Source organism: Polaromonas sp. P2_G11 (assembly GCF_056403595.1).
In genome coordinates this window covers 207,304-230,931 of the sequence record NZ_JBFUFE010000003.1, presented here as the reverse complement: position 1 = coordinate 230,931, position 23,628 = coordinate 207,304, and the positions used below count along the sequence as shown (strand labels likewise).

Annotated in this window: 28 protein-coding genes; 9 read left to right on the top strand and 19 right to left on the bottom strand. The window is 62.1% G+C overall.

Annotated features, from left to right (window positions below; all coding sequences use genetic code 11):
• Window positions 1–2: 2 nt before the first annotated feature.
• The 3 genes from AC1DWQ_RS11805 to AC1DWQ_RS11795 all read left to right on the top strand — a co-directional run bounded on the left by AC1DWQ_RS11805 (window position 3) and on the right by AC1DWQ_RS11795 (window position 2,433).
• Complete coding sequence (locus tag AC1DWQ_RS11805; protein WP_477669813.1) at window positions 3–884, top strand: EamA family transporter; 882 nt, start codon at window positions 3–5, stop codon at window positions 882–884.
• Between the two features lie 19 nt (window positions 885–903).
• Window positions 904–1,722: a DUF429 domain-containing protein gene (locus AC1DWQ_RS11800; protein ID WP_477669812.1), complete on the top strand. Its 819-nt coding sequence runs from the start codon at window positions 904–906 to the stop codon at window positions 1,720–1,722.
• Between the two features lie 183 nt (window positions 1,723–1,905).
• Complete coding sequence (locus tag AC1DWQ_RS11795; protein WP_477669811.1) at window positions 1,906–2,433, top strand: thermonuclease family protein; 528 nt, start codon at window positions 1,906–1,908, stop codon at window positions 2,431–2,433.
• A 157-nt stretch (window positions 2,434–2,590) separates the two neighbouring features.
• Here the strand turns inward: AC1DWQ_RS11795 and AC1DWQ_RS11790 are convergent, their stop codons facing one another.
• From AC1DWQ_RS11790 to AC1DWQ_RS11760, 7 genes are all read right to left on the bottom strand, one after another.
• Window positions 2,591–2,905 (bottom strand): BON domain-containing protein, encoded by a 315-nt coding sequence (locus tag AC1DWQ_RS11790; RefSeq protein ID WP_477648500.1) that lies wholly within the window; start codon window positions 2,903–2,905, stop codon window positions 2,591–2,593.
• Window positions 2,906–2,997: 92 nt separating this feature from the next.
• A complete protein-coding gene (locus AC1DWQ_RS11785; RefSeq protein ID WP_477669810.1) occupies window positions 2,998–3,549 on the bottom strand; it encodes a ferritin-like domain-containing protein in 552 nt (183 codons plus the stop codon).
• Window positions 3,546–3,998 (bottom strand): hypothetical protein, encoded by a 453-nt coding sequence (locus tag AC1DWQ_RS11780; RefSeq protein WP_477669809.1) that lies wholly within the window; start codon window positions 3,996–3,998, stop codon window positions 3,546–3,548. The genes AC1DWQ_RS11785 and AC1DWQ_RS11780 overlap by 4 nt, the downstream gene beginning before the upstream one ends.
• 4 nt (window positions 3,999–4,002) lie before the next feature.
• Window positions 4,003–4,368, bottom strand: a complete 366-nt coding sequence (locus AC1DWQ_RS11775) for a hypothetical protein (protein ID WP_477648497.1) — start codon at window positions 4,366–4,368, stop codon at window positions 4,003–4,005.
• Window positions 4,369–4,430: 62 nt separating this feature from the next.
• Complete coding sequence (locus AC1DWQ_RS11770) at window positions 4,431–4,814, bottom strand: glycine zipper domain-containing protein (RefSeq protein WP_457279640.1); 384 nt, start codon at window positions 4,812–4,814, stop codon at window positions 4,431–4,433.
• 99 nt (window positions 4,815–4,913) lie between these two features.
• Window positions 4,914–5,078 carry a DUF1328 domain-containing protein gene (locus AC1DWQ_RS11765; RefSeq protein ID WP_457279639.1) on the bottom strand — a complete coding sequence of 55 codons (165 nt, stop codon included), beginning with the start codon at window positions 5,076–5,078 and terminating at the stop codon, window positions 4,914–4,916.
• A gap of 261 nt (window positions 5,079–5,339) precedes the next feature.
• On the bottom strand, window positions 5,340–6,680 hold the full coding sequence (locus tag AC1DWQ_RS11760; RefSeq protein ID WP_477669808.1) for a sensor histidine kinase: 1,341 nt from the start codon (window positions 6,678–6,680) through the stop codon (window positions 5,340–5,342).
• Between the two features lie 130 nt (window positions 6,681–6,810).
• Between AC1DWQ_RS11760 and AC1DWQ_RS11755 the strand changes: the two genes are divergently transcribed.
• A complete protein-coding gene (locus tag AC1DWQ_RS11755; protein ID WP_007867910.1) occupies window positions 6,811–7,443 on the top strand; it encodes a response regulator in 633 nt (210 codons plus the stop codon).
• Window positions 7,444–7,445: 2 nt separating this feature from the next.
• On the opposite strand, the gene AC1DWQ_RS11750 is transcribed toward AC1DWQ_RS11755, so the two are convergent.
• On the bottom strand, window positions 7,446–7,826 hold the full coding sequence (locus tag AC1DWQ_RS11750) for a response regulator (protein ID WP_477669807.1): 381 nt from the start codon (window positions 7,824–7,826) through the stop codon (window positions 7,446–7,448).
• Between the two features lie 344 nt (window positions 7,827–8,170).
• Between AC1DWQ_RS11750 and AC1DWQ_RS11745 the strand changes: the two genes are divergently transcribed.
• Window positions 8,171–10,183 (top strand): AsmA family protein, encoded by a 2,013-nt coding sequence (locus tag AC1DWQ_RS11745; protein WP_477669806.1) that lies wholly within the window; start codon window positions 8,171–8,173, stop codon window positions 10,181–10,183.
• A 31-nt stretch (window positions 10,184–10,214) separates the two neighbouring features.
• Here the strand turns inward: AC1DWQ_RS11745 and AC1DWQ_RS11740 are convergent, their stop codons facing one another.
• The 3 genes from AC1DWQ_RS11740 to gpmA form a co-directional block, all read right to left on the bottom strand.
• Complete coding sequence (locus AC1DWQ_RS11740; RefSeq protein ID WP_477669805.1) at window positions 10,215–10,979, bottom strand: HesA/MoeB/ThiF family protein; 765 nt, start codon at window positions 10,977–10,979, stop codon at window positions 10,215–10,217.
• A gap of 89 nt (window positions 10,980–11,068) precedes the next feature.
• Window positions 11,069–12,508: a S41 family peptidase gene (locus AC1DWQ_RS11735; RefSeq protein WP_477669804.1), complete on the bottom strand. Its 1,440-nt coding sequence runs from the start codon at window positions 12,506–12,508 to the stop codon at window positions 11,069–11,071.
• Between the two features lie 197 nt (window positions 12,509–12,705).
• Entirely contained in the window at window positions 12,706–13,449 is a 744-nt protein-coding gene (gene gpmA / locus AC1DWQ_RS11730; RefSeq protein WP_477669803.1) for a 2,3-diphosphoglycerate-dependent phosphoglycerate mutase, read from the bottom strand.
• Between the two features lie 123 nt (window positions 13,450–13,572).
• Between gpmA and AC1DWQ_RS11725 the strand changes: the two genes are divergently transcribed.
• The 4 genes from AC1DWQ_RS11725 (at window position 13,573) to AC1DWQ_RS11710 (ending at window position 16,197) form a co-directional block, all read left to right on the top strand.
• Window positions 13,573–13,983, top strand: a complete 411-nt coding sequence (locus AC1DWQ_RS11725; protein ID WP_477648489.1) for a rhodanese-like domain-containing protein — start codon at window positions 13,573–13,575, stop codon at window positions 13,981–13,983.
• Between the two features lie 145 nt (window positions 13,984–14,128).
• A complete protein-coding gene (grxC, locus tag AC1DWQ_RS11720; RefSeq protein ID WP_477669802.1) occupies window positions 14,129–14,386 on the top strand; it encodes a glutaredoxin 3 in 258 nt (85 codons plus the stop codon).
• 283 nt (window positions 14,387–14,669) lie between these two features.
• A complete protein-coding gene (gene secB / locus AC1DWQ_RS11715; RefSeq protein ID WP_477669801.1) occupies window positions 14,670–15,134 on the top strand; it encodes a protein-export chaperone SecB in 465 nt (154 codons plus the stop codon).
• A 46-nt stretch (window positions 15,135–15,180) separates the two neighbouring features.
• Window positions 15,181–16,197, top strand: coding sequence for an NAD(P)H-dependent glycerol-3-phosphate dehydrogenase (locus AC1DWQ_RS11710; protein ID WP_477669800.1), 1,017 nt, complete (start codon window positions 15,181–15,183; stop codon window positions 16,195–16,197).
• A gap of 115 nt (window positions 16,198–16,312) precedes the next feature.
• Here the strand turns inward: AC1DWQ_RS11710 and AC1DWQ_RS11705 are convergent, their stop codons facing one another.
• The 8 genes from AC1DWQ_RS11705 to bioA all read right to left on the bottom strand — a co-directional run bounded on the left by AC1DWQ_RS11705 (window position 16,313) and on the right by bioA (window position 23,573).
• Window positions 16,313–16,642: a cupin domain-containing protein gene (locus AC1DWQ_RS11705; protein ID WP_477669799.1), complete on the bottom strand. Its 330-nt coding sequence runs from the start codon at window positions 16,640–16,642 to the stop codon at window positions 16,313–16,315.
• A 75-nt stretch (window positions 16,643–16,717) separates the two neighbouring features.
• Complete coding sequence (locus AC1DWQ_RS11700) at window positions 16,718–17,182, bottom strand: N-acetyltransferase family protein (protein WP_477666091.1); 465 nt, start codon at window positions 17,180–17,182, stop codon at window positions 16,718–16,720.
• Window positions 17,183–17,359: 177 nt separating this feature from the next.
• Window positions 17,360–18,208, bottom strand: coding sequence for a pantoate--beta-alanine ligase (gene panC, locus AC1DWQ_RS11695; RefSeq protein WP_477669798.1), 849 nt, complete (start codon window positions 18,206–18,208; stop codon window positions 17,360–17,362).
• A gap of 27 nt (window positions 18,209–18,235) precedes the next feature.
• Entirely contained in the window at window positions 18,236–19,138 is a 903-nt protein-coding gene (gene panB / locus AC1DWQ_RS11690) for a 3-methyl-2-oxobutanoate hydroxymethyltransferase (RefSeq protein ID WP_477669797.1), read from the bottom strand.
• A 109-nt stretch (window positions 19,139–19,247) separates the two neighbouring features.
• Window positions 19,248–20,270, bottom strand: a complete 1,023-nt coding sequence (gene bioB / locus AC1DWQ_RS11685; RefSeq protein WP_477669796.1) for a biotin synthase BioB — start codon at window positions 20,268–20,270, stop codon at window positions 19,248–19,250.
• 63 nt (window positions 20,271–20,333) lie between these two features.
• Entirely contained in the window at window positions 20,334–21,563 is a 1,230-nt protein-coding gene (gene bioF / locus AC1DWQ_RS11680) for an 8-amino-7-oxononanoate synthase (RefSeq protein ID WP_477669795.1), read from the bottom strand.
• Complete coding sequence (gene bioD / locus AC1DWQ_RS11675; protein ID WP_477669794.1) at window positions 21,554–22,246, bottom strand: dethiobiotin synthase; 693 nt, start codon at window positions 22,244–22,246, stop codon at window positions 21,554–21,556. The genes bioF and bioD overlap by 10 nt, the downstream gene beginning before the upstream one ends.
• Window positions 22,239–23,573, bottom strand: a complete 1,335-nt coding sequence (gene bioA / locus AC1DWQ_RS11670; RefSeq protein WP_477669793.1) for an adenosylmethionine--8-amino-7-oxononanoate transaminase — start codon at window positions 23,571–23,573, stop codon at window positions 22,239–22,241. The genes bioD and bioA overlap by 8 nt, the downstream gene beginning before the upstream one ends.
• Window positions 23,574–23,628: the final 55 nt, after the last annotated feature.

Below are 23,628 nucleotides of genomic sequence, written 5' to 3'. Positions count from 1 at the left end.
GCGTGTCTTTAGGCGCCCTGGCCCTCGTACTCCTCGCCGGACTGATTCACGCCAGCTGGAACATCGCCGCCAAGAAGGCGGGCGGTGATGCCCGCTTTGCCGCTTTTACCGGCCTGGTGCTGCTGGTGGCGTGGGCGCCGCTGGGCATCTGGTTCGGCATTGCCGAGCTGCCGCGCTGGGGTTGGGCGCAATGGCTGCTGCTATGTGCCAGCGCCGTGCTGCACACCGTCTATTACATCGTCCTGTTGCGTGGCTACCGCAAGGCGGACCTCACCGTGGTCTATCCGCTTGCGCGGGGCTCGGGGCCGCTGCTGTCGTCGCTGGCCGCCATCTTGCTGCTGGGCGAGCAGATTTCCGCGCTCGGTGTTGCCGGTATCGCGGGTGTCGTGGGCGGCGTGTTTCTGGTCGCCGGTGGGCCGGGCCTGTGGCGCGCCTCGCACGACCCGGCGCAGCGCCAGCGGGTGCGCAAGGGCATGGTCTATGGCTTGCTGAGCGGCGCCTTTATCGCCAGCTATACCGTCGTCGATGGCTATGCGGTCAAGATCCTGCTGATGTCGCCGATCCTGGTGGATTACATGGGCTGCCTGCTGCGCATGGTGGTGCTGGCACCCGCCTTGCTGCGCGACCCCGCTGCGGCCAGGGTGTTGTGGAAGCAGCAATGGAAGTACGCGGTGTTTGTCGGCGTCGTCAGCCCCGTGTCCTATGTGCTGGTGCTGTACGCCATGCAGACAGCGCCGCTTTCGCATGTGGCGCCTGCGCGCGAGGTGTCCATGTTGTTTGCCGCGCTGATAGGCGGCCATCTGCTGGGTGAGGGCGACCGTGCCTTACGTCTGATCGGCGCCGCCTGCATTGCGGCGGGCGTGATGGCGCTGGCGCTGGGCTGAGACCGTGATTGAGGCAGCGATGACAGTGCCCTTGTTGCTTGGCTGCGATTTCTCCAGCAGCCCGACCAAGAAAAAACCCATTGTTTTAGCCCTCGGGTCTATGTTTCATGGGCGCTGCGTGCTATCAAAAATAGAGCGGCTGGAGTCCCTGGCGGCGTTCGGGCACTGGCTGCAACAGCCCCAGCCCTGGCTGGGCGCGTTTGATTTTCCATTTGGCCTGCCGCGTGAACTGGTGGCGCACCTGGGCTGGCCGCTGCAGTGGGAAGCCTGCATGCGCCACTATGCGGCCTTGAGCCGCGAAGACATCCGGAGCACCTTTGCCGCCTTCTGCGACGCGCGGCCAGTGGGCGGCAAGTTCGCCCATCGTGCCGCCGACGGCCCGGCCGGCTCCAGCCCCTCGATGAAATGGGTCAACCCACCCGTGGCCTACATGCTGCACGCCGGTGTGCCGCGTTTGCTCGCGGCGGGCGTGCACTTGCCCGGCCTGCATGACGGCGACACCCAACGTGTGGCGCTCGAAGCTTACCCGGGCCTGCTCGCGCGCGAGGTGCTGGGCAGCCGCTCTTACAAAAGCGACGACAAAGCCAGGCAGACGCCCGAGCGGCTGATTGCACGCAAGGACCTGATCACCGCGCTGGAGAACGGCCAAACGCGTCTGGGGCTGCGCCTCAAGGTCAGCCACGCGCAGCGCGACCTGCTGGCCGACGACGCCAGCGGCGACAGCCTCGATGCCGTGCTGTGCCTGATGCAGGCGGCCTGGGCGGCCCAGCAGGGCGCTCCCCGCTACGGCTTGCCGGTGGACATGGACACGCTGGAAGGATGGATCGTTACAGCGTGATCAGGGCAGGAACGAGGCTGTTTATTTGTACAGTATATTCAGAGCTTCTCTGCTCCTCTTTAATGCGCGCTGGCGACGACAGCAGAAAAAACGAAGCTGACGATCTTCAATGTTTATCAAGATTTCTGCCTCCAGGTCAATATTGGCGGGCGCAAGCAGCTATTAATTTAGTAGCAAATTAACGTGACGAAAAATTCCGCAGTCAAGTCCGTGGGCGTGTTCTTTCTGGTGGCACTCATGCATGGGGGTGTGTCGGCGCGCACGGCCTCGCCTCCCATCGCGGCCTGGCCCGGAATCGTCACCTATGTGGTTGATGGCGACACCGTCCGGGTGCGTCCGATAGCGGGGGGTAAACCGGTCAGCATTCGTATCCAGGGTATTGATGCGCCGGAAATCTGCCAGCCGGGCGGGGCCCTCGCGCGTGATGCGCTGATGCGCCGGCTTCTGGGCAAACGTGTGGCGGTGCATGGCCAATACCACGACGACTACGGCCGCCTCCTGGCCAGGGTGGGGTTCAGCGGAGAAGATGCCGGCAAATGGATGGTCGCAAACGGTATGGCCTGGTCCTACCGCAGCCGCGGCAATGCAGGTCCCTATGCCCGGGCGGAAAAACGTGCCCAGGCCGCAAAGCTGGGACTGTTTGCATCGACAAAAGGCGCGCCGCCTGTGTATCCGGCGCTGTTCCGCAAGCAGCATGGAAGCTGCCACTGAAAGGATCCGTGGGGGTCTGCAAAGACTGCTGCAGGATCCAGGCGCCGCGGTGGCTGCATCGCCGCCCGGTCACAACGAAAAAAGCAGGCACAGATTATCTGTAGCCTGCTTTTTTTAGCCACCTGCGCGGTGGCCCGGCTTGTTCAGCCGCTTACGCTCAAGGACGAACGACGATGTCGTTACGCACACCCTTGACGTTCTTCACATTGCGGGCAATGTTTTCGGCCTGGGCTTTTTCAGCGCTGGACTTGGCAAAACCGGACAGCTGAACCGTGCCATTGAGCGTTTCCACCTTGATGGAGGACGCGGCAACGGTTTTGTCCTCGACGAACTTGGCCTTGACTGATGTGGTGATGGCAGCATCGTCAACATAAGCGCCAGCAGTTTCCTGACCACGCCCAACGGCGCAGCCGCTGCCGATGATGGTGATGCCTGCCAGTGCGGCGAATGCAATTGCGCGAGCGTATTTCATATTGTTTTCCTCTAAGTTGGTTTAATCGTCTGGTGCATGGTTAAAAAGGCCTGTCGACTGGCGGCACCACGCCGGCCGACCTGCGGTAATCGTTATTTCTCCAGCCAGTCCTTGAGCTCGTCGGCATGCTCTTCCTCATCGGCAAGAACATCTTCGAGCAGGCGGCGTGTCGTGGGATCCTTGTCGCCGATCAGCGCAATCATCTGGCGATAGGTTTCAACCGCGATGCGTTCGGCGATCAGGTTGACCCGCACCATGGTTTTGAGGTCGTTCGATTCGTCGTAATCCGCATGGCTGCGCTGCAACAGAGTGGCCGGCGAAAAGTCCGGCTCGCCTCCCAGCTGCACAATGCGCCGGGCAATGCGGTCCGCATGTCCGGATTCTTCATTGGCGTGGACCAGGAACTCGTCGGCAATGGGCGGCGACGACACACCGCTGGCCATGAAGTAGTGCCGCTTGTAGCGCAATACGCAAACCAGTTCTGTTGCCAGTGCGTCATTCAGCAGCTTGACGATCGCATCGCGGTGCGGCCCGTAGGCCGGCGTGATCGCGCCGTCGTTGAGGCTGTTCCGGGCTGCGTTCAGCGCTGTTTCATCGAGCACCAGCTCGTCGGGGGCGGTGCGGGAAAGCGTGGAGGTGTTCATCGTGTGTAGGGTGTTTTTTCAGGCTTGTGCGGTGCGCCAGACAGCATGGACAGCAAGGTGCCTGGGAGTTCGGACGTCTTGAGGGCGGCCAGCAGCAAGCCGCCAAGTGATACCAGTCGCCAGGGCCGTAGTACGACCGCCGCAGCGCCTGCCGCGGCTGCAATACCCAATAGCTGCAACGGCTTTTCTTCGGCGTACTTGTCAATCATCGGCCGGGCAATGTCAACTGCCACGCTCACGGGGTGATGCCGCCACCAGCTCCCCAAAGCATGTTTGAGAACGCCCCAGGTTCCGCGGTCGAGAAAGTGCGCCGGATCATTCTCCGGGCCGGCCTCTGGATTGCCCGGGTTTTCTTCATGGTCCAGCTTTTCCCGGCTCATGTGCCGGACAATGGCCTTGCGGCTGCTGGCCAGCCTTTCCTGCGGCGTTGGGGCGGTGAGGGTGGACATCGGTTCAGGCGGCCATGCGCAATGCGCGCGCGTCGCTGTCAATCTGGGCTTTCAACTCGGGAAAGCGTTCATTCGCGAAAGGTTTTCTCGCGCGCAATGCGGCCCCGATGGCGATGGCCAGTGCAATGCCCGGAACCACCACCAGTGCCCAGTGAAACTGGTTTTGAAGCGCCCCCAGCATGACGGCCGTTCCTGCGAGCCCCAAAAATACGGCGGCCGCCAGTACCGCAATCACCCACGCCACAGCCCGTGCAACCAGCTCGGCACCCGCATCGGAAGCCTCTTCATGAAAGAGCGCCGCGTAAGCAGAGACATGATCCATGACGAGGTCAGGCCGCTGCACGATGGTGGAGAACAGGGGGTGAAGCATTGGATGGGGCGAATCTGCGTGCAGTGGTCGGTACCGGGGAAAAGCGGGCGGGAGCCTGGCGATCAGTAACGGTTTTGGTTGCGATGGCGTGCAGACGACACCAGCAGCGCGATGCCGGCGCCGACGGCGGCGGCAATCAGCACCGAACGCAGGGGTTGCTCGGCAACATAACGGGTGGTTGCACCTGCGGCATTGGACAGCGACTGCTGTGCGCGATGCTTGGCTTCAGAGGCGATATCGAGGCTCTGACGGGCAAGGTGCTGGGCCTTGGACGCCAGCATGTCAACGACGGGATCCACGCTGCCGCGCAGTTCGCGCACTTTGGTTTCGGCTTTGTCGAATGCCTCGTTGGCATAGCTGCGGGTGGAGTCAACGGCTTTTTCTGCGTTCTGCAGCAACTCATCCGAGCTTTGGCGGGCAGTCTTGGTGGCGGTTTGGGTATTCATGTCAGGTCCTTGGTGAGTTGAGTGAATGACGATGGAGATGCAAGGAGAGCGCGCGCCGCTCGCTCGTAAAAAGCGTTCGGCACTCTCGGAATGGCTGGATCAATTCTTTCGGAGCAAGCTGATGACAAAGCTCACGATGGCCATGACGGCGAAGATGAAAAAGAGGATCTTGGCGATCTCGACGGCACCTGCGGCGATGCCACCAAAACCGAATACGGCAGCGATCAACGCGATGATCAGGAAAACGACGGAGTAGTGCAGCATCTCGGGCTCCTTGCTTGGCTAAAAGGGGTGGTGCTTCTTTTTGAAACGCCTTCAGCAAGGTTAATGAGTGCCTTCAATTTCCTTCATCGGCTGCCAGCGTGTACCCCTGTCAGTTCGAGCGGCCATGCCCTGTAGGAGGTGGCCGACATTTTGTTACGCTGGCAGCGCAGCGCATGCCTCGAAAAGCTGAGGGGTGTTGAGCCCTTTGGCGGGCAGGGCGCAGCAGCAGGTGACCTGCCCCGCGCCACGTTCAGAGACCGGTCAAAGTGTTTTGGGCAGCACCGCTGAAATGCGCGTGCCATCGCCTTCGGTGCTGGACACCGTCAGCCGTCCGCCTGCGGCTTCGACGCGATGGCGCATGCCGGCAAGGCCATGGCTTCCCGGGCCCACGCTCTCAAGCTTGAAGCCTTTGCCGTTATCTTTGACTTCTACCGTGATGTAGCTGTCGAAGTTGTGAAGGCTGATCTCGGCTTGCCTGGCTTCTGCGTATTTGCCGATGTTTGTCAGTGACTCCTGCACCAGCCGGTAGATGGTCAGCTGCGCCGAGCCGCCGAGTTCCACAGGCTCCAGATCGGTGGTGATGGAGAGTCCGGAGCGTTCTTCAAACTCGCGTGCGAGGATCTCGAGAGAGGCGACCAGGCCCAGATGCGACAGCGAGGACGGCCGGAGGTCTTCGACAATGCGGCGTTTCAGCGCAATGCCGCTGTTCAGCGTGTTGGTCAGGTGCGTCAGCCGCTCAGCCGCTTCCGGCAGATTGCCTGCCAGGCGGGATTTCAATCGGGCCACATCCAGTTTCGCGGCGGTCAAAAGCGCGCCCAGTTCGTCATGCAGTTCACGCGCGAGGTGGCCGCGTTCGTCCTCGCGCACATTTTGCAGGTGGGTAGCCAGCTCGGCCAGGTTGGCGGTTCTTTCACGTACCTGTATTTCGAGGAAGTCGCGCTCGCGTTGCAGGGATTCCTGCTCGCGCCGGCCGGAAGCAAGCAGCGCCTTGGTTTGAAGGAGGTACATGTAAAAAGCCAGCAAGCCCGCCAAAGCCATGGCCGCAATGCCGATGCGGGAGAGCTCCAGCGCCTTCTTGATCTGAACCTGCCCCTGCTCCATTTTGCTGACGCTGTTGGAGGCCAGTTTCGCGGACTGCGCGCGAATCGCCTCCATATGCTCTTTCCCTACGTCCGTGGTCAGGACAAATTTCCAGGCGTCCTCGTTGCCTTCCTTGCGCATGCGCACGCTCAGGTCCATTTCGGCCAGCTTGCGCGAAACATGCCTGGACATGACGCCGAACTCTGAAAGTTGATCCTGGTAAGGGGTGAACAGCCGGCGCAAGGCATCCAGGTTCTGGTCGATATCGGCCAGGGCGGAGTTGTAGGGCTCGAGATATCGAACGTCGCCGGTCAGCAGGTAGCCGCGCTGCCCGGTTTCCGCATCCAGCATGTGCTGCATCAACCGGTTGATGGCGCCGCGGGTTTGCTGGGCCTCTTCAATACTGGCGGCCGCCTCTGTGGATTTCTGGAAGCTAGCCTCGTTAATGAAGATAAGAATGGCGGCAGCCAGCACCGCCAGGGGCAGGCTGATGGCCATTTTTGGGATCGCAAATCGTTTCACGGCAAACTCCGTTCAGTCATTTGGTGAAAATTTCGTCAATAATGAACACTGAAAATCAATGCGGATGTCCTGCAGGCCATCTTTTTCATTGCGTTGCCCGCTTGCGCAGACCTTATAGAAAGACAGCGACATGATCAAAATTGGAATTGTGGACGACCATGCCATTGTGCGTTCTGGACTCAAACAGTTTTTTTCCGACCAGGTGGACCTGCGTGTCGTGGGAGAAGCCGGCAGTGGCCGTGAGGCAATTGATCTGGTGCGTAACGTTGAGCTGGATATTCTGGTCATGGACTTGTCCATGCCTGGGCAAAGCGGCATCGATGCGCTGGCCATGATTCGCGCCAAGGCGCCTGATGTCGGCATCCTCATTCTGAGCGGCTATCCTGAAGAGCACTATGCGGTCAACCTGATTCGCCAGGGCGCCAGCGGCTACCTGAACAAGGAATGCGATCCATCCGAGATTGTGGATGCGATTCGTGTGATTTCTCTTGGCAAACGCTACATTACCCCGGCGGTGGCAGAGCTCCTTGCGCAGCAGCTGAACCGGCCCAACGACGTGGCTTCCCACGAACAATTGTCCGAGCGGGAGTTCCAGGTTTTTCTCAAGCTGGCCAAGGGTGAAACCGCAGGCGACATTGCCAAGGCGCTTTCGCTGAGCGTGAAAACCGTGAGCACCTACAGGACGCGTGTCATGGAAAAAATGAGCCTGTCCTCCAACAGCGACCTGACCTACTACGCGCTCAAGAACAAGCTGATCGATTGAGTTCAATCTGAAATGGTGCTCTGCTGGATGCAATAGTCCACCAGGGCATCGATTTCGTTGGACTTGTCAAAAACGGCATCGACACCGAGCTGGGCACATCTCTGGCGGATGTCTGCAGTGGCGTAATTGCTGAGGACGACGACTTTTTGCGTGGCGGGGCGGTCACGGCAGGCAGCCAGCACACCCAAACCGCTTCCCTGTTTCAGAAACAGGTCAACAATCGCCAAATCCCAATCGCCGCTGTTCTCGACAAGCCAGGCCTTGCCTTCGTTTTCAGTTTCGGCGGTGCCTACCGCGTCAATGCCTGCCAATTCCTCAAGCGTCCCGATCAGATTCTCTCGAATGGTGGGATTGTCTTCTACGATGTACGTTTTCAGTCTCACTGCTCGGGTCCAGGTGGGAAGGCTACGTGCTTCTCGGAAATATTACAAAAGGCTCAAGAACGCGGTGTCCTTGTTTCCTAATGTATCTTTTTATTGTGGCCCATTCTGCCAGTGACCAAGGGCAGTGCCTGTAGGAGGTTTCCTACGACCCGCTCGAAAAAACTGTAGGCACATGCCCACAGCGTCTTATGGCGCTTGCCGACTGTCCTGTGGGGTGAGCTGACGCACATTTGATTCACTGTAGTTCAACGCGCTTGTAAGGGTGATGGACATTGCTGGCAGCCGCGCATTGTTGGCCATTACAGACTGCCCTTGCAATGGTTTGAACGATTCCTCTCCAGCACATGAACAACGTCTTGTCCTCATCGCCTCTTCTGCGTAGAACACTCATCGGCATTGCCGTATTGGCGGTGATTCTGGTGCTGGTTGCGGTGTTTTTCCCTTGGGACGTGCTTCGTGGCCCGATCAATCGTCACGTATCCGAGCAACTCGGAAGGCGTTTTGAAATTACCCGGCACCTGTCGGTGCAGCTCGGACGTACTGCCACGGTCAAGGCCGACGGGGTGGAAATAGCCAACCCCGAATGGGCCAGCAAACCCTATCTGGTGACGGCAACCGCCGCAGAATTTGATATCCGGCTGTTGCCGCTTCTTTTTGGCCGGGTAGAGTTGCCCCGGATTGTGCTGACCGAGCCGCAGATAGGGCTCCAAATAGAGCCCGATGGCCGCCGGACCTGGGCCTTGTCGCGGGATACGTCCGACGAAGGATCCGTTCCACGGATCGACGCGCTGGTCATTGACCGCGGCACGGTTGACTACCAGGCTGCAGCGCAAGGCGCCAATATCCATGTTCAGTTCTCACTGGCACAAGAAGCAAATGAGCAGTTGCCCCTGAGCTACAAGGCCACCGGCAAATGGAAAAACGAGTCCTTCAATGCGACTGGCCGCACCGGCGGCGTACTCCAGCTGAGTAAAGACCTCGAAGCGCCGTTTCCGGTAGAAGTGAACGCCGTAGCCGGCAAGACCAGCCTCAAGGCCAAAGGCTCGGTCTCCAATCTCGCAGAGCTGGCCGGCATCAACGCGACCTTTGACCTGCAGGGACGCAACCTGGAAGAACTCTACAAGCTGGTGGGCGTTGTGCTGCCTTCAACACCACCCTACAAAGTCCGGGGCAAGCTGGCCAGGCACGGCAAGGTGTGGGCGGCCACCCAGATGCAGGGCGTTCTTGGAGGTTCGGATATCAATGGGGCGCTCAGTTTTGACCAGTCTGCTGCCGTGCCGCTTCTGACCGGCAAGGTCCAGTCCAGGCTGCTTGATTTCGCCGACCTCGCCCCCGTGATCGGCCTGGCTCCATCAGGGAAAGCCACGCCTGCCAGTGCCGACACACCTGTTGCCAGGACTGACAGCGATTCGGCGGCGGCGCCAGGCAGAAAAACGGTGCCCACTGCGCGCAAGGTTCTGCCTGTCGCAGCGCTTGATGTGACGCGGCTGCAGGCGATGAACGCCGACGTGATTTATTCTGCGGCTGATATACGGCATGTGAAAGTACTGCCGCTCGACAAGGGCAGCGTTCATGTCCAGCTGAAATCCGGTGTTTTGCAACTCGACCCGATCTCGCTGGGCATTGCAGGCGGTACGGTGGCAGGGAGTATCCGCATCGACTCCAACCCTGTGCCCGCGGTTTTCACGACACGGTTGGACCTGCGGGCCGTGCAGCTCAACCAGCTCTTTCCTGCCGTTGAAACGACCAGGAGCAGCCTGGGCAAGGTTAGCGGCCAGCTGGACCTGAAAGGGCGCGGAAATTCACTGGCGCAAATGCTGGGATCGGCATCCGGCGACGTCGCCGTGCTGATGGGTAAGGGCGAGATCAGCAATATCCTGCTCGAGTTCATGGGCCTGGACGGCGGAGAGGTGATCAAGTTCCTGGTTCGTGGTGACCGCAATGTGCAGTTGCGCTGTGCTGCTGCGGCTTTTGAAGTGAACAAAGGCCTGATGACCACCAAAACGATTGTGCTGGATACGGCAGATACGGTCATCAACGGTCGCGGCACGATCAACCTTGCCGATGAGACATTGGACCTTGTTCTGGATCCGGCGCCCAAAGACCGCAGCATACTGAGCTTGCGGTCTCCCCTGAAGATTGGCGGTACCTTCGCCTCCCTATCGGCCGGCCCTGACAAGGGAGCCCTCGCGGGACGTGCAGCCGTTGCTATCGGACTGGGTGTGATCAATCCCTTGCTGGCATTGGCCGCTACCATTGAAACCGGACCGGGCCAGGATGAAAACTGTGCAGCGATTCTTGCGAAGGCCGCAGCGTCTGCTGCCGGCTCGCGGATGCCGGCATCGGCCACCAGATAAGGTTTTCCCGCGGCCTTTCAGCCGGATTCTTTCAGGGAATTTTTTTGGCCCCGCCGCCGCACACTGCGCATGCCGCATGGGGCGCAATTTTCATTTCGCTCCATTCCATGTGTTTGCCGTCCAGCATCAACAGCCGCCCGGTCAACGACCCGCTGATGCCGCAGATCAGCTTCAGGGCTTCGGCAGCCTGCGTGCTGCCCATGATGCCGACCATCGGCGCGAAAACGCCCATCGTCGCGCAAAGGGCTTCTTCCAGCTGGTCTGATTCGGGAAACACGCAGGCATAGCACGGTGAATCTTCGCGTCGCGAATCGTAGACGGCGATCTGGCCGTCAAAGCGGATGGCTGCACCCGATACCAATGGCTTGCGGTGTTTGACGCAAGCGCGGTTGATGGCATGGCGCGTGGAGAAGTTGTCCGTGCAGTCCAGCACAACATCGGCGTCCCGGACCAGCTGATCGAGCAGCGCGCCTTCTGCGCGCCGGGTAACCGGGGTGACCACGACGTCGGGGTTGATGGCCGCGATGGACTGGGCAACGGATTCTGCCTTGAACGTTCCGATGCGAGACAGGTTGTGGGCGATTTGCCGTTGCAGGTTGGTGGCATCCACCCGGTCATGGTCGGCGATGGTGATGTGGCCGACACCGGCGCTGCCCAGATAAAGCGCGACGGGCGAGCCCAGTCCGCCCGCACCGACGATCAGCACATGCGACTGGAGGATTTTTTCCTGACCTTCGATGCCGATCTCGTCGAGCAGGATGTGCCGCGAGTAACGAAGCAGCTGTTCGTCGTTCATGATGGGAAACCGTTCAAGCTGCAGGACGGGCTGGCCCGGAAGGGGCAGGGCGGGATCCGGCGCAAGCCGGCTCCGCTCTGCGCATCGGCCTAGTTGTCTTTTTTCTCGTTTTTCGGTTCGACCACGGCTGTCTTGCTGACCAGCACGGGACGTCCCTTGAGCTTGTTGATCGCCTGGGCCAGCTGGAAGTCCTTGTCGCTACCCAGTTCAGGCGGGCGACGCTGCTCAGGTGTCTTCTTGGCTTCTTCTTCAAGGCGCTTCAGGGCCTCTTCGCGAGCCTTCTCGCGGCCGGCGTCTTTCACTTCAGCGCCCTGGCCACTGTTGAGGTGTTTCTCAAGATCGGCTTCGCGGGTGCGCAATGCGGCAAAAGGACTGCCTTCAGCGGTTTCATCGACCATGACGTCAGGCACGATGCCGCGCGCCTGGATGGATTTCCCGCTGGGCGTAAAGTAACGTGCCGTGGTGAGCTTCAGACCCGTATCCGGCCCCAGGGGGCGGACGGTTTGCACCGATCCCTTGCCGAAAGTCTGGTTGCCCATGATGGTGGCACGCTTGTGGTCCTGCAAAGCACCCGCGACGATTTCGCTGGCAGAGGCCGAGCCTTCATTGACCAGCACCACCAGCGGCACGTTCTTGAGGGCAGCCGGCAGGCGCTTGAGCGGGTCGGCGCCGTTGCGTCGCTGGTAGAACTCCGGCGCAGCCTTGTAGGTGAATTTGCTTTCGGCCAGCTGGCCGTTGGTGGACACCACAGTGACGTTTTCAGGCAGGAAAGCTGACGAGACAGCGACTGCCGCATCCAGCAGGCCACCCGGGTCATTGCGCAGGTCCAGCACCAGGCCCTTGAGGTTGGGCTCCTGCTTGTAAATCTGCTCAAGCTTGGTCACGAAGTCGTCGACCGTGCGTTCCTGGAACTGGCTCAGGCGAATCCACGCATAGCCGGGCTCCACCACTTTGCTGCGAACCGACTGGGTACGGATTTCTTCGCGCGTGATGGTGACCGGGAAGGTGCGGTTTTCGTCCTTGCGAAAAATGGTTAACAGCACCTTGGTCTTGGGTTCGCCGCGCATTTTCTTGACCGCGTCGTTGAGGCTCAGGCCCTTGACTGCCGTGTCATCGATACGTGTGATCAGGTCGTTCGGCTTGAGGCCGGCGCGGTCCGCAGGGGAGCCTTCGATGGGAGACACCACCTTGACAAGGCCGTCTTCCTGGCTGATTTCGATGCCGACACCGACAAAACGGCCTGTGGTGCCTTCCCGGAATTCCTTGAACGACTTTTTGTCGAAGTAAACCGAGTGCGGATCAAGACTGGCCACCATGCCGGAAATGGCGTCGGTGATGAGTTTTTTCTCGTCCACCGGTTCCACGTAGTCCGTCTTGACCATGCCAAAAACGGCTGCGAGTTGCTGCAGTTCTTCCAGCGGAAGGGGTGCCAGGCCGCCACGGGCCACGGCTTGCAGCTGTACGGTGGTGAGGGCTCCAGCCACGGCACCAATTGAAATCCAGCCTGCTATCTTGAGCTTCTGACCCATAGAAAATACCTTCGTAAACCTGTTGGAGAGCCCCTGCTCCCCCTATGTGAAGCAATATACACCTTGGAGAAAGGCCGGTCGCCACAGTTCCGCCATTCGTGCGGCCTGGCGCCGCAAAAGAGCCAAATCAGCCAGCTTTTACAGGACTTTTACAAGAATGGCTCCCGCAGGACTGCCGGGAGTCACTGAATTGCCCCTCAAGCCTTGCCTTGCGCACCCACGGCCGCTGCCGCCTTGGCAGCGGCCTCACTATCACCGAGGTAGTAATGGCGCAAGGGCCGCAGTTCGGCGTCCAGCTCATAGACCAGCGGGATGCCATTGGGAATGTTGAGTCCCACGATGTCGCTGTCGGAGATGTTGTCCAGGTACTTCACCAGGGCGCGGATGGAATTGCCATGGGCGGCCACCACAATGCGTTTGCCTGCCTTGATCGCCGGCGCCATGGACTCATTCCAGAACGGCAGGACGCGGTCCACCGTGTCCTTGAGGCATTCGGTCAGCGGCACCTGGCCGGGCTGCAGCTTCGCGTAGCGCGGGTCGTTCCGTTCGCTGCGCTCGTCGGAGGCATCAAGCGCCGGGGGTGGCGTGTCATAGCTGCGGCGCCAGATCAGCACCTGCTCGTCGCCGAACTTTTTCGCTGTTTCGGCCTTGTTCAGTCCCTGCAGGGCACCGTAATGCCGCTCGTTGAGACGCCAGCTGTGCACTACGGGCAGCCAGGTACGGTCCATTTCGTCCAGCGTGTGCCAGAGCGTGCGGGTCGCGCGCTTGAGCACGCTGGTATAGGCCACGTCAAAGTCATAACCTTCGGTTTTGAGCAGTTTGCCGGCGTTTTTGGCCTGTTCGATGCCGGTTTCGGTGAGGTCAACGTCGGCCCAGCCGGTGAAGCGGTTTTCAAGGTTCCAGATCGATTCGCCGTGGCGGATGAGCACGAGTTTGTACATGGTGGGAAGGGTGAGGAGTGGAAAAAAGGGAATAAGGAGGGCCGCCGGCAGGGCGTTTTCTCCCTCTATTCTAAAATCATGGGTTCGCTGAAAAAGCGCTCCAAGACACACAAAGGGTACAACGTGAAATTTCTGATCGATAACTGGATGCTGATTTCGATAGCGGTCGCCTCGGGCGGCATGCTGGTTTGGCCCATGATTTCCGGCGCCATGAACGCTGGCGCGCTCACGGCGAGCGGCGCCGTACAGCTGATCAACCGCGAAAAAGCGGTGGTGGTGGACGTCAGCGAGGCCGAAGAATTCGCTGCCGGCCATGTCACAGGCGCCAAAAACGTGCCCTTCAGCGAGCTGGAAGGAAAACTCCCCGCCACCGTCAAAAACAAGGCTTTGCCGCTGATTTTGGTGTGCGCCACGGGTGCCCGCGCCGGCCGCGCCGTCGCCGTCGCCAAAAAGCTCGGCTACGAGCAGGCCCAATCACTGGGCGGCGGGCTGAAAGCGTGGAAAGAAGCTAACCTGCCACTTGAGAAGGCCTGATCAGTTCAGTTCTGACCAGTTTCCCGATCCGGTTTTTGGCAGGCACGAAAGCTGCAACGCCGAGGCTACCGGGCTTTGGCCCGGCTTTCGCCCTGGCCATCCATTTTTCCTGCGCTGCGCGTAGACCAGCTCTTCCGGAGGAACCATGCAAACCGTCAAAATTTACACCACAGGTACCTGCCCTTATTGCATCCAGGCCAAGCAGATATTGAAGCAGCGCGGCGTCACCGAGCTTGACGAAATCCGTGTGGACATGGTGCCTGGTGAACGCCAGAAAATGATGGACATCACTGGCCGGCGCACCGTGCCGCAGATTTTTATCGGCGATACCCATGTTGGTGGCTGTGATGACCTCATGGCCCTGGACAGCCGTGGCGGCCTGATGCCGTTGCTGGACCGCTAACCCCCGTTCAGGCTCACTTCGTGTAGCCTGCTCCCCCCTTCCAGGGGGCGGCGCCTGGGGCCGGCAAAGCCGGACCCGCGGCCCCCACTGGTGAAATACTTCCATCACTGGTCGCACCCACAGAACTCTTCAAGCCAGCATGAGCCGCGGGACTGGCTTTGCCAGACCGCAGGCGGGCGGCCCCCTCGGGGGCAGGGAGCTACACGAAGTGAGCGACCGTGGGGGCCACGTCCACGGCTCCCTATAATCATCCGATTTCCCTCCAAGCACCCGAAAGAGCACCATGGCTGAAGCCAATCTTGACCCCGTATTCCAGATCCAGCGCGTTTACCTCAAGGACGTGTCACTGGAGCAGCCCAATTCGCCCGAAATCCTGCTGAGCCCGGAGCAGCCTGCGGTGGACATCCAGCTGGGCGTGGGCGCCACCCCCGTGGCAGACGGCCTTTTTGAGGTTTCCGTGACGGCCACCGTGCAGACGAAAATCGGCGACAAAACCGTGTTTCTGGTGGAAGCCAAGCAGGCCGGCATTTTTGAAATCCGCAATGTGCCCGAAGACCAGATGGGCGCCATCCTGGGCATTGCCTGCCCGCAAATCGTCTACCCCTACCTGCGCGGCAATGTCGCTGACGTGATCCAGCGCGGCGGCTTCCCGCCTGTGCACATGGCTGAAATCAACTTCCAGGCCATGTACGAACAGCAGCAAGTCCAGGCCGCTGCCGAATCGGCCGCTCCCCAGATCATCGTTTGATGGGCTGCCGGGGCTTCCCGGCGTCTGTTTTCTCGCTCATCCACGCATGAAAATCCTGGTCATCGGAGCCGGCGCCTGGGGCACGGCTGTAGCCGTGAGCAGCGCCGCCCGGCACGATGTCACCCTGTGGGCGCGCGATGCTGCGCTGGCCAAAGCCTTGCAGACCAGCCGCGTCAATACCCGCTACCTGCCTGGCGTTCCCCTGCCTGCCGGCCTGCGGCTGCAAGGCGGCGATGTACCCCTGGCAGAGGCGATTCAAGGGCAGGACCTCATCATCCTTGCAACGCCCGTCTCAGCGGCGCGCAGCATGCTGCAGTCCCTGCAGCACGCCAGCGTTCCAGTGGCTTGGTTGAGCAAAGGTTTTGAGGCACCTCTTGCCTCTGCCCCTCCTTCCGCATCATTTGGCCTGATGGTCCATGAAATACGGGCGCAAGCTGCTATCAATTTAAGAGCGGGCGTGCTCAGCGGGCCCAGCTTCGCCCTCGAAGTCGCCCGCGGCCAGCCGACCGCGCTGGTGGCCGCCAGTGAACATCCCGAAGTACGCGAAGCGCTGGTGGCCGCCTTTCACAGCGCCACCCTGCGTGTTTACGCCAATGACGATGTCGTGGGGGTAGAGGTGGGCGGCGCCGTCAAGAACGTGCTGGCCATCGCCACGGGGCTTTGCGACGGATTGCAGCTGGGGCTGAACGCCCGCGCTGCGCTGATCACCCGCGGCCTGGCCGAAATGACACGGCTGGGTGTCGCGCTGGGCGCGCGGGCCGAAACCTTCACAGGTCTTTCGGGCCTGGGCGATCTGGTATTGACGGCCACCGGCGACCTGAGCCGCAACCGCAAGGTGGGCCTGTTGCTGGCCGAGGGCAAGACGCTGGCGCAGGCCGTGGACTCGCTGGGGCATGTGGCCGAGGGCGTGTATTGCGCCCGCACCGTAGTGCAGCGCGCGGCCGGTTTGGGCATCGAGATGCCGATTGCACAAAGCGTGGTGGCCTTGCTGGACGGCAAGCTCAGGCCGGCTGAGGCTGTGGCGGCGCTGATGGGGCGCGATCCGACTGCCGAACTGGCCTGACCACGCGATCGATTTTTCCGGTTCCCGTTTTTGCTATTGAATTAATAGCTGCTTGCGCTTACCCCTATTGGGCTAAAGCCCTGAAACATCATTAATCCGCGAAGCAGGGGCCGACCTACTTTCGCAAATGCAGCGTCACCAGCAGCGATGCATCCTTCACGGCAGTCAGGCCGTGTTCCACGCCGCCCGCAAGCCACAGCAGCTGGCCTGCCTTCATGCGCTGGGTTTGCCCCTCTGCCGTGAAGGCCACTTCACCTTCCAGGCATTGCACGGTGATTTCGCCCTTGACCCGGTGCGAGGGCACCAGCTTGCCGGCCGGCACGATGAGGCGCATGACTTCCAGCTCATCGCTTTTGAACAGCGCGACGGTTCGTGCCTCCAGGAGCTTGCCCGCAAGCGGCTGGACGTCGATGAGTTGCCCGGAGGCGGCGTGGGGAATGGCCATGGTGAAACTCCTGCAAAGGTGGCGGCATGTGCCTGAACCAGCTGAAAGCGTTATACCCCAAGGCCCGCCTGGGCCCTAGACCACCTTGTTGTACGCCAGGAAGATGTCGTCGCGAACCCAACCCAGGGACTCATACAGCGCCTGCGCGGTGTGGTTGGTCCTGGCGGTGGTGAGGTCCAGCCGCGCAAAGCCGTGCTGTTTTGCGTGCACGTGGGCGGCCTGCATCAGCGCGCGGCCGGCGCCGCTCTTGCGTGATGCGGGCGCAACATACAGGTCATACAGCGTGTAGATGGGCTGGGCGATCACTGAGCAGAAACCGGGATACAGCTGGCAGAAGCCGGCGAGCGCGCCGGTGCCGGGCGCACCTTCCGGCTCGGCCACCAGGATGACCGATTCGCGGTTTCGCATCCGGTTGCCGATGAAGTCCAGCGCCAGCGCGGCATCGGCGGGCTGTTCGTAAAACTGGCGGTAGGCGTCAAACAGCGCAGCCACGGCAGGCTGGTCGTCCAAAGTGGCAAGGCGTACGGAAGGGGTGTTCATGTTGAGCTGTTAAAAAAGCCAAAAGATCCGCCGTCAGGTGGCGAACCGGTTTTGTTAGAGAAAAATGGCTGCAGCTCAGGCGGGGCGAGCGCAAGCAGCTATCAAAAATGGAGCAACGTGGCAGCCCGCCGGGTTGCCTCCGGCGGTGGCCGGGGTTGGCCGGGGTTTGGCCCGTGCCTAGATTTCCAGGTTGTCAATCAACCGGGTGCTGCCCAGCTTGGCCGCACCCAGCACCACCAGCGGCACATCGGCCAGCGGGCCTTGCGGTGCCAGCAGGTCGGCGCGGCGGCGCACGGTGAGGTAGTCGGGCTTCCAGCCGCGCCGGGCCAGCGCCTGCATGGCCTGCGCTTCCAGGGCTGGCAGGTCAGGCGTGCCGCTGGCGCGGGCGGCCTCGCCCAATGCGCGTATCGCTTTGGACAGCTCCACCGCTTCGGCGCGCTGGGTGGCGTTCAGGTAGCCGTTGCGTGACGACAGCGCCAGGCCGTCTTCGGCGCGCTGGGTTTCACCGGCCAGGATCTCGATCGGCAACGCAAACTGCTGCACCATGCGGCGCACCACCATCACCTGCTGGTAATCCTTCTTGCCGAAAGCCGCCACGCCCGTGGGCATGCCGGCAAACACGCAGGAAAACAGCTTGAGCACCACGGTGCTCACACCGATGAAAAAACCGGGCCTGAAGTGGCCTTCAAGGATGTCGCTCAAGTCGGTGGCCGGATGCACCTTGTAGCTTTGCGGCTCGGGGTAAAGGTGTTTTTCCAGCGGGGCAAACAGCACGTTGCAGCCGGCCTCTTTCAGGCGCTCGGCATCGGCGTCCAGCGTGCGTGGGTAGCTGTCGAAGTCTTCATGCGGCGCGAACTGCAGGCGGTTCACGAAGATGCTGGAGACGCTCACGTCGCCCAGCGGCTTGGCCTGCTTGACGAGCGCGATGTGGCCGTCGTGCAGATTGCCCATGGTGGGCACGAAGGAAGGGCGTTTGAACGGGCTGAGGGCCTCGCGCAGCTCCGGGATGGTGTGGACGATCTGCATCTTGTCTCCTGAAAGGGGCGCGTGGGGCTACCAGGCGTGGGTGGCGTTCACCGGAAAGCTGCCGTCTTTCACGGCGCGTACATAGGCTTCCATGGCGCCGCGCACACTGGCGGTCTTGTTGTCCGGGCCTTCCATGAAGTTGCGTACAAACTTCGGCATCTTGCCCAGGTTCATGCCCAGCATGTCGTGAAGCACCAGCACCTGGCCGGCAGTGCCGTTGCCCGCACCAATGCCGATGGTGGCGCAATGCGTGAGCTCCTGAGTGAGCGTGGCCGACAGGGCTGCGGGCACCATTTCCAGCACCATCATGGCGGCGCCTGCGTCCTGCAGCTCGCGCGCGTGGCGCGTCATCGCGGCAGCGGCTTCGTCTCCCTTGCCCTGCACGCGGTAGCCGCCCAGCGCGTGCACGGTTTGCGGTGTCAGCCCCAGGTGGGCGCAGACCGGGATGCCGCGCTCGACCAGAAAACGCGTCGTCTCGGCCGTCCAGCCGCCGCCTTCGAGCTTGACCATGTGGGCGCCGGCCTGCATCAGCACCGCGGCACTGCGCAGCGCCTGCTCTTTGGACTCGTGGTAACTGCCAAACGGCAAATCGCCGATCAGCCAGGCCGTGGCCTGCGAGCGGCGCAGGCCGTTGGCCACGCATTCGGTGTGGTGGCGCATGGTCTCCAGGGTCACGCCGACGGTGCTGGTCAGGCCCTGGCAGACCATGCCCAGCGAGTCGCCCACCAGGATGCATTCCACGCCCGCCGCATCGGCCACGGCGGCAAAGGTGGCGTCGTAGGCGGTCAGCATGGTGATCTTTTCGCCATGCGCCTGCATTTCGCGCAGGCGCGGCAGGCTGACCGGCTTGCGCGCAGGCGGCGTGGCAGGCGTAGACGAAGGCGGCAGCGTGCCGTAGGGCGTGACGGAAGTATTGGCAGGTATCGTCATGGGGCAGGTCCGGAATTTAGCGAGAGTCTAACCAGCTTCGCCGTGCTTTTTTGCCGGCGGTTTAGAGAGGCCGGACAAAGGCCGGGAAACGGATGGTTTCGCGAACGAATTAGCGCACTTCGGGCGCAGACCGGCTCATGCCCAGGCGTTCCAGCAGCTTTACATCGGCGTCGGTATCGGGGTTGCCGGTGGTCAGCAGCTTGTCGCCGTAAAAAATTGAATTGGCGCCGGCCAGGAAGCACAGCGCCTGCACGCCGTCGCCCATCTGCTGGCGGCCGGCCGACAGGCGCACGCGCGCCGTCGGCATGGTGATGCGCGCCACAGCAATCGTGCGCACGAATTCAAACGGGTCCAGGTCGGCCTGGTTGGCCAGCGGCGTGCCTTCAATTTTCACCAGGTTGTTGATGGGCACCGACTCAGGGTAGGGCGTGAGGTTGGCGAGTTCGGCCACGAGGCCGGCGCGCTGGCGGCGCGTCTCACCCATGCCGACGATGCCGCCGCAGCAGACCTTGACGCCGGCGCTGCGCACGCGCGCCAGTGTGTCCAGGCGGTCCTGGTAGTCGCGCGTGGTGATGATGTCGCCGTAAAAATCAGGCGCGCTGTCGAGGTTGTGGTTGTAGTAGTCCAGGCCCGCGCTTTGCAGTGTTTGCGCGTGGCCGTCTTCCAGCATGCCCAGCGTGGCGCAGGTCTCCAGGCCCAGCGCTTTCACGGTGCGCACCAGCTCGGCGACTTTTTCAATGTCGCGGTCTTTGGGCGAGCGCCACGCGGCGCCCATGCAAAAACGTGTGGCGCCCGCGGCCTGTGCACGCCGGGCTGCGGCCAGCACCTCGGCCGGCTCCATCAGTTTGCTGGCTTCCACGCCGGTGTCGTAGCGCGCGGCCTGCGGGCAGTAGCCGCAGTCTTCGGCGCAGCCGCCGGTTTTCACGGACAGCAGCGTGGCGAATTCGATGTGCGTGGGGTCGAAGTTTTCGCGGTGCACCGTTTGGGCGCGGTGCATCAGTTCCGGAAAAGGCAGATTGAACAGCGCTTCGATGGCGTCTACGCTCCAGCGTTCGGCGCCGGCCTTTTCAGCTGGCGATGGCTGAGGGCGCGGGCGGTGGAGCGTGATGGTTTGTTCTGCAACGTGGGACATGGTTCTCTTTCCTTTCGGGGAATGGTTTTTGAGTCTATCTGATGCGTTTTTCTGAAGCCTGCTTCAGCCTGGCAGCGGATGCTTTGCCAGGGCCGTCAGGGCTTCGACCAGCAGGTCGATATCGGCTTCGGTGTGCGCGGCCGACAGCGCAATGCGAAGGCGTGCCGTGCCTTCGGGCACGGTAGGCGGGCGAATCGCCGGCACCCAGATGCCGCGTGCGCGCAGGCCCTCCATCACGGCCAGGGCTTCGTCGTTGCGGCCGATCAGCAGCGGCTGGATGGCCGTCTGCGAGGGCGGCAGTTGCCAGTGGCTGCCTTTCAGGCCCGCCAGCAAGCCGCTGCGCAACCGCACAATGAGTTGCTGCAAATGCGTGCGGCGCCAGTCATCCTGTTCAATCAGCGCAAGGCTGGCACGCAGCGCGCTGGCCAGCAGCGCCGGCGCGGCAGTCGCAAAAATATAACTTCGGGTTTTTTGCAGCAGCCATTCAACCAGGGCCTCGTCGCCCGCCACAAACGCGCCCGCCACACCAGCCGCCTTGCCCAGCGTGGCCATGTAGAGCACGCGGCGCGAGGCCTTGGCGCCATACAACCCCGCGGCGGCCAGGCTGCCGCGCCCTTGCGGGCCCAGCACGCCAAAGCCATGTGCATCGTCCAGCAGCAGCAGGGCGTCATGGCGCTCACACAGCACCAGCAGGGCGGGAATGTCGGCGCTATCTCCGTCCATGCTGAACACCGCGTCGCTGATCACCAGCTTGCGCGGCGCGTCGCTTTGCGCAAGTTCGCGATCCAGCGCGTCCAGGTCGGTGTGTGCGTAGCGGTGGATTTTTGCGCGCGACAGCCTTGCGCCGTCAATCAGGCAGGCGTGATTCAGCGCATCCGAAAAGATCGCGTCGCTTGCGCCCACCAGCGCCGGCACGATGCCGATGTTGGTGGCGTAGCCCGCGTAAAAATACAACGCGCGCGGCAGGCCGACGAAGGCCGCGAGTTCGCGTTCCAGCGCCTCGTTGGCGGCGCTGTGGCCGCTGACCAGTGGCGACGCGCCCGACCCGACACCGTAGGCTTGTGCGCCGGTGCAAGCCGCCTGCACCAGGGCCGGGTGTGTGGCCAGACCCAGGTAGTCGTTGCTGCAAAAGGCCAGCATGCTTTGCCCGTCAATCGAGAGGTGTGCGCCGCTTTCAGGCATGACGACGCGGCGCTGGCGGCGCAGGTGGGCGCGGTCGAGTTCAGCCACACGTGCCGGAAATTCGTCGAGCCAGGAGGCGGAAGACAAGGTGGTAGTGATGTTTATTGCCATTCGTCGGGAAGGTTGATGGCGACTGTGCGCGCGTCTATGCCGGGCTGCCAGCCGATGGTGGCCAGCAGGGGCGCCTGCAATTGCCGCTGTAAAAAAGCAATGTTGTCATCCTGCGCCAGCATGGCGGGATCAATGTGGTTGGCCACCCAGCCGGCCAGCGTAAGGCAGCGTGCGCGTATGGCATCCGCAGTGAGCAGTGCGTGGTTCAGGCATCCCAGCCGCAATCCCACCACCAGCACCACGGGCAGGCCCAGTGCTTCGGCCAGGTCTGCACCGGTTTCGGTCGGCGAGAGCGGCACATGAAAACCTCCCGCACCCTCCACCACCACGGCGTCGGCCAATTGTGCGAGCCGGCGGTGGCAGCCCGCCAGGTGGGCAATGTCAATGTGTGCACCGACGCGCGCCGCGGCGATGTGCGGTGACATCGGGTCGGCCAGCAGAACCGGGTTGTCGAGTTCGGGCGGTACGCGGCAGGTGGAGGCGGCGCGCAGGGCCAGCACGTCTTCATTGGCGTCGACACCGTCAATCTGCATCGTACCTGCCGCCACGGGTTTCATGCCCACCACACGCAGATGCCGGCGGGCCAGCGCATGCAACAGTGCAGTGCTGGCCAGCGTTTTGCCTACGCCGGTGTCGGTGCCGGTCACAAACATCGAAACCGTCCTGTGCGCCGCTTCAGCCATGGGCACCCTCTTCTTCGGCGAGGGTCGCATCAAGCGCTGCCAGGGCGCCGCGCGCCAGGTGATCCATCGCCTCTTCGTCCATCACATACGGAGGCATGGCGTAGACCGTGTGGCCGATTGGGCGCAGCAAGACACCGTTGGCCATGGCGTGCTGCGTGTAGCGGCGTGCGAAGTGGGGCGCCGTCGTGGGCTCGATGTCCCAAGCCCAGATCATGCCCAGCCTGCGCGCGTTCCGTACAGCAGAGTGCTGAGTCAGCGGTGTGAAGGCCAGGTCCAGGGTGTTGGCCAGGACTGCGTTGTCTGCCAGTACATCGGTTTGCCCGAACAGCTCCAGCGTGGCCAGCGCGGCGCGGCAGGCCAGCGGGTTGCCGGTGTAGGAATGCGAATGCAAAAAGCCGCGCGCCACGTCGTCGTCGTAAAACGCTTCGTAGACGGTATCGGTGGTCAGCACGGCCGACAGTGGTAGCGTGCCGCCCGTGAGGCCTTTCGATAGACAGATGAAGTCAGGCCGTATGCCTGCGTGCTGATGCGCGAACATGGTGCCGGTGCGGCCAAATCCGGTGGCAATTTCATCGGCAATCAAATGCACTTCATAGCGGTCGCACAGTGCGCGCGCTTCGCGCAGGTAGGCGGCATCGTGCATGGCCATGCCGGCCGCGCATTGCACCATGGGCTCCAGGATGAGCGCGGCGGTTTGCGCATGATGCTGCTCCAGCCAGCTTTGCAGGTCTGCGGCTGCGTGACGTGCTACGTCTGCAGCGCTTTCACTGGGCTGCGCGCCGCGTGCGTCGGGGCTGGGCACGGTGGCTGCCAGCCGCACCAGCGGCGCATAGGCTTCACGAAAAATGGCAATGTCCGTCACGGCCAGTGCGCCCACGGTTTCGCCGTGGTAACCGCCTGCCAGCCCGATGAAGCGGCACTTTTCAGGCTTTCCGGTGTTGCGCCAGTAATGCGCACTCATCTTCAGCGCGATCTCTGTGGCGCTGGCGCCGTCGCTGCCGTAAAAAGCATGGCCCAGCCCGGTCAATGCGCCCAGCCGCTCAGACAGCTCCACCACCGGCTGGTGCGTGAAACCGGCCAGCATGACGTGATCAAGCCGGTCCAGCTGGTCGCGCAGCGCCGCCTTGATGTGCGGATGGCCGTGGCCGAACAGGTTGACCCACCAGGAACTGATGCCGTCCAGGTAGCGCCGGCCTTCAAAGTCGTACAGCCAGACCCCTTCGGCCCTGGCGATGGGTACCGGGGGATGCGACTCGTGCAGCTTCATCTGCGTGCAGGGGTGCCACACATGGCGCAGGCTGCGCTGGATCATTGAGAGGTTGTCCATGAAGACCCGTGGTGAGGAGGAAAGGGCGAAAGCTCAGGCGTGCGCTGCAAGCCGG